Annotated in this window: 1 protein-coding gene; it reads left to right on the top strand. The window is 71.0% G+C overall.

Annotated elements, in window-relative coordinates; translation table 11 throughout:
* A partial coding sequence (locus PUR56_RS43550; RefSeq protein ID WP_329948734.1) for a transposase occupies positions 1–214 on the top strand: 214 nt, incomplete at its 5' end.
* Positions 215–224: the final 10 nt, after the last annotated feature.

Raw genomic sequence — 224 nt, 5'->3', positions numbered from 1 at the left:
CCTGCGCCGGCGGCAGATCCCGGCCCGCATCGCCCGCCGCGGCATCGAGTCCTCCCAGCGCCTCGGCCGGCACCGCTGGGTGATCGAGCGCACCGTCGCCTGGCTCGGCGGCTTCCGCCGACTCCACCGCCGCTACGAACGCAAGGCCGACCACTTTGCAGCCTTCGCCAGCATCGCAGCCGCCCTCATCTGCCACCGCCGACTCTCCAAATGAGATGACTTCT

The organism is Streptomyces sp. BE303, from assembly GCF_036290945.1.
Taxonomy (GTDB): Bacteria; Actinomycetota; Actinomycetes; order Streptomycetales; family Streptomycetaceae; genus Kitasatospora.
Note: the sequence above shows the minus strand (reverse complement) of the source record. Positions and strands in the feature narration are given on the sequence as shown.